This window comes from Pedobacter jeongneungensis, assembly GCF_000633455.1.
GTDB lineage: Bacteria > Bacteroidota > Bacteroidia > Sphingobacteriales > Sphingobacteriaceae > Pedobacter > Pedobacter jeongneungensis_A.
Genome location: NZ_AYMG01000022.1, coordinates 36,229 through 45,489, shown reverse-complemented (window position 1 = coordinate 45,489; position 9,261 = coordinate 36,229). Strand labels below are relative to the sequence as shown.

11 protein-coding genes are annotated in these 9,261 nt (G+C 38.1%); all 11 read left to right on the top strand.

Translation table 11 applies throughout. From position 1 onward, the window contains the following. Positions 1-774: hypothetical protein (locus U859_RS0119825; RefSeq protein WP_025145060.1), on the top strand; the 774-nt coding region annotated here is incomplete at its 5' end. Between the two features lie 53 nt (positions 775-827). Continuing rightward, positions 828-998, top strand: coding sequence for a hypothetical protein (locus U859_RS0119820; RefSeq protein ID WP_162800004.1), 171 nt, complete (start codon positions 828-830; stop codon positions 996-998). A 5-nt stretch (positions 999-1,003) separates the two neighbouring features. Beyond that, positions 1,004-1,495, top strand: a complete 492-nt coding sequence (locus tag U859_RS0119815; RefSeq protein ID WP_025145058.1) for a hypothetical protein — start codon at positions 1,004-1,006, stop codon at positions 1,493-1,495. Positions 1,496-1,689: 194 nt separating this feature from the next. After that, on the top strand, positions 1,690-2,073 hold the full coding sequence (locus U859_RS0119810; protein ID WP_162800003.1) for a plasmid mobilization protein: 384 nt from the start codon (positions 1,690-1,692) through the stop codon (positions 2,071-2,073). Positions 2,074-2,106: 33 nt separating this feature from the next. Beyond that, positions 2,107-3,183: a relaxase/mobilization nuclease domain-containing protein gene (locus U859_RS0119805; RefSeq protein WP_025145056.1), complete on the top strand. Its 1,077-nt coding sequence runs from the start codon at positions 2,107-2,109 to the stop codon at positions 3,181-3,183. Between the two features lie 983 nt (positions 3,184-4,166). Beyond that, the gene (rfbB, locus tag U859_RS0119795; RefSeq protein WP_025145054.1) at positions 4,167-5,219 is read left to right on the top strand and encodes a dTDP-glucose 4,6-dehydratase; all 1,053 of its coding nucleotides are present in this window, start codon (positions 4,167-4,169) and stop codon (positions 5,217-5,219) included. Beyond that, complete coding sequence (gene rfbC / locus U859_RS0119790) at positions 5,219-5,767, top strand: dTDP-4-dehydrorhamnose 3,5-epimerase (RefSeq protein WP_025145053.1); 549 nt, start codon at positions 5,219-5,221, stop codon at positions 5,765-5,767. The genes rfbB and rfbC overlap by 1 nt, the downstream gene beginning before the upstream one ends. Then, positions 5,764-6,624 (top strand): dTDP-4-dehydrorhamnose reductase, encoded by an 861-nt coding sequence (rfbD, locus tag U859_RS0119785; protein WP_025145052.1) that lies wholly within the window; start codon positions 5,764-5,766, stop codon positions 6,622-6,624. Before rfbC ends, rfbD begins: the two co-directional genes overlap by 4 nt. A gap of 60 nt (positions 6,625-6,684) precedes the next feature. Next, positions 6,685-7,545, top strand: a complete 861-nt coding sequence (gene rfbA / locus U859_RS0119780; protein WP_025145051.1) for a glucose-1-phosphate thymidylyltransferase RfbA — start codon at positions 6,685-6,687, stop codon at positions 7,543-7,545. Between the two features lie 284 nt (positions 7,546-7,829). Then, on the top strand, positions 7,830-9,107 hold the full coding sequence (locus U859_RS0119775; RefSeq protein ID WP_025145050.1) for a nucleotide sugar dehydrogenase: 1,278 nt from the start codon (positions 7,830-7,832) through the stop codon (positions 9,105-9,107). Positions 9,108-9,146: 39 nt separating this feature from the next. Beyond that, positions 9,147-9,239, top strand: coding sequence for a GDP-mannose 4,6-dehydratase (locus U859_RS32705; protein ID WP_410477232.1), 93 nt, complete (start codon positions 9,147-9,149; stop codon positions 9,237-9,239). Positions 9,240-9,261: the final 22 nt, after the last annotated feature.

The following is a 9,261-nucleotide window of genomic DNA, read 5'->3' as shown; positions in this document are numbered from 1 at the left end:
CACTTTTGGAATAATCCCCACTTTACCCTTGGAGTAACCCAGAGCTACACATCGCCACGGGCGAAAAAGAATCCTGCACCTGGCTCAGACCAGGTCAGGTTTATGCTGAACTTCAACCGCTCCAAGCAGAGTGATATGTATTTTCTCAACGATTATGAAGTGACCCTGAATAAGGCTGGGAGCGCTTTGCCGATCCGGCAGGTCTTTGATTTGGAAAGGGATAACCGCATCACGGCATTGCAGGCCTATAAATTGCTTTCAGGGAATTCACTGGAACGGGATGTTTACACTAAATCCGAAAATGGTGAGAGCCCCGAAAAGAAAAAGGTATGGTTTAAGCTCAATCTTGAGGTGCAGGATGCATACGGCAATCATCCGCTGAAGAAATTCTATCCGGAATTCAAATTTGAACTCTCTGATGCCATTGACAAGTATCCGTTTAAAGGCCTGACTGAACCGGGAAAGGATGGTATGATGAAGATGTTGAGAAGTGGCCATATGGCTCCTGCTGAAATGATGGTAGGCAAGAAAGCTGTTTCAGTATTGGTAACCGCTAATCCTCAGTATAAGGGTCTTGACGTTTATGATAAGAATATGGCCATTATCCGCCAGGACGAAATTTTTCCAAAGAGGGAGGAGGAGAAAGAAAATGTAGCCTCAGCCATCCAAAAAACTTCTCTAAGCGAAATCGATCCCAACAAGCAAGAAGAGCGGTTTCCCTGGGAGAACCAGCGCGAGGATAATATTTCACCAAGTGAGGAAATAGGGCGTTAAACTCTCTGAGCGGCAAAGGAAAAATGAAAAAACTTTTAGCAAAGATAGAACACATGCGCGCAAGCGGATGGGTTACCCTTGACCTGAAAGAGGGGCACCCGTTACAAAACTTAAACGGCAAGCGCTATCCCTTAGAAAGTATGGCCACCCCTGACATCAAATGTAGGGTTTCTGTAATGATAGAAGGTGAAAAAGTTGATTTGAGTATTGACGACTTGTATTAGAATTTATGAGCAAACTAAAATTACGAGCGCCCATAAGCTTTTATGGGGGTAAACAAAAGCTGGCCAAACGTATTGTTTCGGTCATTCCGCCATATGTGCGTTATTGTGAGCCTTTACTCGCGGTGCAGCGGTGTTTTTTGCTAAAAGAGCCATCACAGGTTGAGGTAATTGATTCAGCATGCCTTTTTAGTTATTTGGTTTTGCAGAAATCAAGATTAAAAGGAGAGGAAGCTTTCGATAACCTCGGGTTTGCCAAAATCTTTAAAATAACACTCAGCAAGAATGCCAGCATTTTAGATGCTCGTAAAGCTCTGGACGCATCTCGCGTCCGGAGTATCTTGCTATGCGCCGGAGTTCCCAAGCGGTACCTAAATTTCCGGCACGATGATCAGCTCTCTGATTTTTTTAAAGCTGGTGATCTGATATGCTACGGAAAGGATTTGCAAGGGAACCGCAATGAATATCTGGTAAGGGAACTGGTCAGGACCGTAGGGTGAGGCATCCCTGTGCTTACTAGCCTATAGATAATGCAGGCAATGGCGGGTTTCATGTCAGCGTTTGATAATGTATAACCGATCCCAAAAAATAATATTTCGGAACGCTCGTTGCCTGGATCACATTTACCCTAAGACCGATGCATTTGTCGGCGTTGGCCGGACTTCAGGCTCGCTCCTTAAAGAAAAAAAATGTTATGAAGAAACCATATAAAGTTAATGAATTGCGAAACCGAAAAGCGATATGCTGTATGACAGATAAAGAGTACACCGAGATGAAAAAAGAAATCAAAAAGCTCGGCGTTACGATGTCCGAATATATCCGGAGAATATTATTTGATAAGAGGGCACATCTTTTACATGACTCAGCTCATCTGGTCGAGTGGCTGGATCGCGTTGCGGTCGAGTCGGCTTCCTCGACCTTGGCCATTCGAAATTTCGTGCAAAAATGCGCTATCGATTTACCGACCGATAAATATTATATGAATAAATTAATTTCTTTGGTCGCCAAGTGTTATGAAACACAATATAATATAGGGAAATGCATGAAAAAGTTAATTAAGCTTATTGGCAATAATTAATCATAAGTTTAGTTTTTATTTAGATCCGAAATCATGATAGTTCAGTTTCTTTCATCTAATAGCCGGTTTGCGGCAATTAAATATAATGCAGACAAGGTCTCCGCAGGAAAGGCCGAGCTGATGTGTGTTAAAAACTTCCAATCTCTATCAATACTGGATAAGCCTAAACCCTCGGATTATAGGTCTTACCTGCAGATGATTGGGGTGCTTAACCCAAAAGTTAAAAACAAGCAGCTTCATGCAGTTATAATGGCTAAAGGCCGCTCATATGACAAACATCAGTTAACGCATATTGCCGGGCTTTGGCTCGAAAAAATGGGCTATGCTGATAATCCCCACCTGATCTATTTTCATAATGATAATACAAACAATCATATACACATAGTTTCGGTCAGGGTGTGTAAAAATAGGAAATCTGTTGAATCCCGATATGAAAAAATGAGGGCATCTCTGGCATTACACCAGCTCATAGGCTTTGACCCTGTTGCCCAGGCCGTGATAGATTATTCAAAAGCAGTTACTTATCAATTCTCAACAATGGACCAGTTCAAGATTCTATTAAAGACTATGGGCTATTCAGCCTACATTAATGGTTCTTCAGCCCTGTATATGGTGAGGCACTCCAGAACACTTTGGAAGGTAGATCTGAACATTATTGATAAAATCATAAAAAACTATAAAAGTGACAGCATCGAAGTTGGTGCAATTAAACAGGCAATCGAGCTGAACTTAAAGGTTGTTTCCGGTGAACCGGTCCGCCACCCTGCCTTCTGGCATTCTTATCTGAGGAAAAACTATAAATCTGATCTTTCTGAGGTATTCCGTAAGAAGCTAAATATTGATATCATTTATCATACCAACGGTGCGACTGTTACCGGGTTTACATTAATTAATCATCGTACAAAAAATGTCTATGACGGAAATGAGATTATTGATTTTAGGCGCTTGGTAAGGCCATCAGTTCGTCCCGAAGGATTTTTTCAGGGTGATAGGATAATATTTAATGACGATCAGAATATATATCAACCTAATAATGTTCCCGACCTTGCAATTAAGAATTCAAGCGAAGATTTTGATTCAAAAAATAAAACGCGGGGGAGGGGAAGATAATCCCTTGACGCCCCACGCTACATCATATTCTTCAGATGTATTTATCATAATTGCATCAGCTACTAGTTATTGAAACGCACTCTGTTTTTCATCTTTATCTTAATTTTTTTCAATTGGAATAAAAAAATATTAGCCTTTATTATCCCAAACAGGCAGGAAAGCCATAATCAATAGCGGGGTTGGTTAAGTAAACAATAAATTCTTGGATTCTTTAGTTCTCTAAGACTGTTTGGTGGTTAACATATTACCTTTGCATTAGATTCAGGTAGGATGAAACTAATCATAGGTTTATAATGTAGCTTTGTATTTTTAATTGGATATTTCATGAGCGATATCTTCAATCCGGAACCAATAGAAAAGTGGTGATGCGAAGAAATAAGCCCACATAAACTCGATCTGTCTTAAAATCCCTCCTTTATGCCGCTTTCCGAAGGATGGCCTATCTTGTGAATTTTAATCGCGAAATTTAATTCTTCGTGGTATTATGATGTACAGGCGCTGGATTTTGATAAAGTGGGTAGCAAATAAAAGAAGTATATTCAATAAGTCGCTTTTGTTAAAACTGTCCATTGATTCGTTGCGTCCTTATGAAGGAGTTTTAAGAGTAATTTTAAAAGAGGTTAATTTAGATGACGAAAAGGTTAATTGGAAATTTTCATCATTACTTGGAATCTGCTCAGAGGAGAAGCAGTAATATTAATCAAAAAGAAGTAAACTAAAATTCCTCTGTGACCAAAAAAGTGCCCATATGTTTGATTTATTTGGTTAATCTAATCACAACTCTGGGTTATTTGGAATTATTAATACTTGTGCATTGATGCTTTATTAATGATTAACAAAAAATTATTTTAGCTAAAAACAAATTGGATATTCTGACTGCTATTATTTTGCTTTCTGTGAAAATAGCTGCCATGAAAGGTAAAATTACTTGTAAATCAATTAAATCTACCTTACTTTAGCGAATTGAAAATCATTTAATAACTGTGAAAAAAATCTTAATCACTGGTGGAGCGGGCTTTATAGGCTCCCATGTAGTCCGCCGTTTTGTCAATAACTATCCCGGGTACGAAATTGTTAATTTAGATAAACTTACCTATGCCGGTAATCTTGCTAATTTAACAGATATTGAAAACAAGCCAAACTATAGATTTGTAAAAGAAGATATTACAGATGCAAATGCGATGTTTGACCTGTTTAAAACAGAAAATTTCGATGCAGTGATTCATCTTGCCGCAGAAAGTCATGTAGATCGTTCTATCTCTGATCCAACAGCTTTTGTAATTACCAATGTAATTGGCACAGTAAATTTATTAAATGCAGCCCGAGAATATTGGAAAGGCGATTACGATAAAAAACGTTTTTACCATGTAAGTACCGATGAAGTATATGGTGCTTTAGGTGAAGAAGGTATGTTCACTGAAACCACTGCTTACGATCCGCATAGTCCATATTCGGCTTCAAAAGCCAGTTCAGATCACTTTGTGAGGGCTTACCACGATACCTATGGCATGGATTGCGTTATTTCTAACTGCTCTAACAATTATGGTTCTCATCATTTTCCAGAGAAACTGATCCCATTAGCCATTAATAATATTAAAAATAACAAAGCTGTGCCAGTATATGGTAAAGGTGAAAATGTACGCGATTGGTTATGGGTAGAAGATCATGCCAGGGCAATCGATGTGATTTTCCACAATTCAAAAACTGGTGATACCTACAATATTGGTGGACACAACGAGTGGAAAAATATCGACCTGATCAATTTACTTTGCACCATCATGGATCAAAAATTAGGTCGCGAAGCTGGGGAATCGGCTAAACTAATCACTTATGTAACTGATCGCGCTGGCCATGATTTACGATATGCCATTGATTCGAGTAAGTTGCAAAACCAATTAGACTGGGTACCAAGTTTACAGTTTGAAGAAGGGTTAGCGAAAACGGTTGACTGGTATCTGCAAAACGAAGACTGGTTAAACAATGTAACCTCTGGAAATTATCAATCTTACTACGAACAACAGTATAGCAATAAATAATGGAAATTGAACAAACAGGATTAAAAGACTGCCTGATTATTAAACCAAGGGTATTCGAAGATCCAAGAGGTTATTTTTTCGAAAGTTTTAACCAAAATACTTTTGAAGAAAAAACTGGTTTATCAGGTCGGTTTGTTCAGGATAATCAATCTTATTCTTCCTATGGTGTAATCCGTGGCTTACATGCGCAGACAGGAGAGTTTGCTCAGGCAAAACTGGTTCGTGTAACTAAAGGCGAAGTACTGGATGTTGCCGTTGATGTACGCCCAGGCTCACCAACATATGGTAAACATATTGCAGTACGTTTAAGTGCTGAAAATAAATTGCAACTGTATATTCCCAAGGGATTTGTTCATGGCTTTTCAGTATTAAGTGAAACCGCTGAGTTTTTATATAAATGTGATAATTTTTTCAATAAAGCTTCAGAAACTGGGGTAATTTATAATGATATGGATTTGAATATCGATTGGTTAATCCCAGAAAAAGATAAGGCCATATCGGATAAAGACCTACTTTTAAAACCTTTTTCCGAACTACAGCATATATGAGTAAAATATTAGTTATTGGTGCTGGCGGGCAATTGGGCCAGTGTTTAAAGGTAGTTGCAGAACGAAGGGGAATTATAGAAATTGTTTTTCCTACTGAGCAAGATGCAAATATTTTAAATGAGAGTGCTCTAAATACTCTTTTGGCAAAAGAAAACCCTGCTTATGTAATCAACTGCGCAGCATATACCGCAGTTGATAAAGCAGAAGAAGATGTTGATTTAGCTAAAGCCATTAATGAAACTGGCGCAACTTATCTCGCCTCGGCTTGTTTGGCCAATGACGTAACACTTGTACATATTTCTACCGATTTCGTTTTCGAGGGAAATGAAGTGAAATTGCTTAAAGAGGAAGATGAAGCTAGGCCGATCAATGTTTACGGAGTAACTAAATTAGATGGCGAAAAAGCTGTTGCCTCAATACTACCTGCATATTTCATTATTCGTACCAGTTGGTTATATTCTGAATATGCAAATAATTTCGTGAAAACGATGTTAAAGCTTGGCGCTGAACGTGATGAATTGAATATCATAGCTGATCAGGTAGGTACACCAACTTATGCCATTGATCTGGCGAATTCTATTTTTGATGTGATTGCTAGTTCCTCAAAAGCTTATGGCATATATCACTATAGTAATGAAGGCGTAACCTCATGGTTTGATTTTGCTAAAGCAATTTTTGATATCAATGAAGCAAGTGTTAAAGTAAATCCCATTCCAGGATCTGCTTATCCAACTCAAGCTACCCGTCCGGCATTTTCGGTAATGGATAAAACCAAGATTAAAGAGGCTTTTAATATCGAAATCCCTTATTGGAGAGATAGCCTGGTAGAATGTATAAAACAAATTAATAATAGATAAATAATAAGCTGTTAGCTTGAGTATTTACTCAAATCTAATCTCTCAAATCTCAAATCTAATATGAAAGGTATAATCTTAGCTGGTGGCAGCGGAACACGTTTGCACCCCTTAACTTTGGCTTGTAGTAAACAAATGATGCCGGTTTACGATAAACCGATGATTTATTATCCCTTATCAACCCTAATGCTGGCTGGTATAAAAGAAATCCTCATTATCTCGACCCCTCACGATTTGCCTAATTTCGAGAAATTATTAGGTGATGGGGCTTCACTGGGCTGTAAGTTTAGCTATGCAGTACAGGCTGAGCCTAATGGTTTAGCACAGGCCTTCGTAATTGGTCAAGAGTTTATAGGTAAAGATAAAGTAGCACTGGTATTAGGTGATAATATTTTTCATGGTGATGGAATGGCAAAATTATTACAGGCCAGTTCAGACCCTGACGGCGGTGTGGTATTTGCATATCAGGTAGCAGATCCTGAACGTTATGGCGTAGTGGAGTTTGATGCCAATAAAAAAGCCATTTCCATTGAAGAGAAGCCACTTCAACCAAAATCAGATTATGCCGTACCTGGATTGTATTTTTACGATAACGAAGTAGTCGAAATTGCAAAAAATATCAAACCATCTCCTCGTGGTGAATATGAAATTACCGATGTAAATCGTGTTTATTTAGAGCGTGGTAAACTAAAAGTAGGGGTATTAAGTCGTGGAACAGCATGGTTAGACACAGGGACCTTTACCTCTTTAATGCAGGCCGGACAGTTTGTACAAATTATAGAAGAGCGCCAGGGTTTAAAAATCGGATGTATCGAAGAGATTGCTTATCGCATGGGCTTTATTAATACAGAACAACTAAAAGCTATTGCTACCCCATTGGTTAAAAGCGGTTATGGCAGTTATTTGTTGAAACAGATCAAATAATTTTATTTAAATATTGCTATCGCTGATGAATATAAAAATATTTATCAGCGATTTTCATTTTAGTGTTTTTGTCATTTTGAGTGAAGCGGAGAATTTTTACAGCTGAATCTGCAATTTTAATATATTAGAGATATAAGGTCATTTAAGCACTAATCTGTTTCCAGATTTGTTTATGCTGTGATTTTTCTCTGTGTTCTTCGTGGTTAAAAACATTTCATACCGTAATGATATCAGATTAAAGCATCCTCGATTTATCTTATCTTTGCCGAATCACCGAAAGAAAAATGAATACGAAAAAGCAGATTGCCATTATTGGTTTAGGTTATGTTGGACTGCCATTGGCAATAGAATTTGCCAAAAAACACCAGGTGATCGGTTTTGATACCAATGAAAGTCGCGTAGCCGAACTAAATAAATTAGAAGACCGTACACATGAAGCTAATTTGGATGATTTGCAAGCCGTTTTCTCTGAGGCTGAAGTAGGCTTAACACTTAGTGTTAATTTAGCCGATCTGGCAGCTTGCACTGTATACATTGTAACCGTACCTACTCCTATCGATCACCTCAAGCGGCCAGATTTGCAACCTTTACTTTCAGCAAGTAAAATGTTGGGCATTGTACTTAAAGTTGGTGATATTGTAATTTACGAATCAACTGTTTACCCTGGCTGTACAGAAGAAGATTGCGTACCTGTTTTAGAAAAAATCTCTGGACTAAAATATAATATCGATTTTTTTTGTGGCTATTCACCAGAAAGGATCAATCCTGGAGACAAAATCAATACCCTTACCAAAATTAAAAAAGTAACTTCTGGCTCTACTACTGCTATTGCTGAAGAAATCGATCAACTTTATGCCTCGATTATTACTGCAGGTACCCATTTGGCGCCGAGCATTAAAGTAGCCGAAGCCTCTAAAGCTATCGAGAATGCGCAAAGAGACGTAAATATTTCTTTTGTTAATGAATTGGCGTTAATTTTTGATCGTATGGGTATTGATACAGCTGATGTATTGGCTGCAGCAGCAACTAAATGGAATTTTCTAAATTACAAGCCGGGCCTGGTGGGTGGTCATTGCATTGGGGTAGATCCTTATTATTTGGCCCATAAATCAGAAGCCCTGGGTTACAAGCCTGAAGTAATTTTATCCGGGCGTAGAGTAAACGACAATATGGGCATGTTTGTAGCCAATAAAGTAATCAAGATGTTGGTAGCCAGAAATAAAGCGATTAATGGTTCCAAAGCCCTGATATTAGGCTTTGCTTTTAAAGAAAATTGCCCCGATACTCGCAATACAAAGGTAATCGATATCTATAGGGAACTTAAATCTTTTAGTATGCATGTTGACGTACATGATCCTTGGGCTAACGCAGATGAAGTGAAAGCTGAGTACAATATCCAAATGATTGAAAATAACCGCTTTGAACATTACGATTTAGTAATTTTGGCCGTTGCACATCGGCAGTTTTTAGAAATTGATTACGGGGGCTTTAGGAAAAAAGGTGCCATAATCTTTGATACGAAATCTTTTATAGATAGAGATTTGACGGATGCTAGATTATAATCGTCCATCAATTGCTATTTTAAAATAATATCAATAAATATGAAGGTTGCTTTAGTTACAGGCATTACAGGACAAGACGGAGCTTATTTGGCTGAATTTTTACTGAAGAAGGGATATTTTTTCATGGATTAAAAAGACGTTCATCATCATTTAA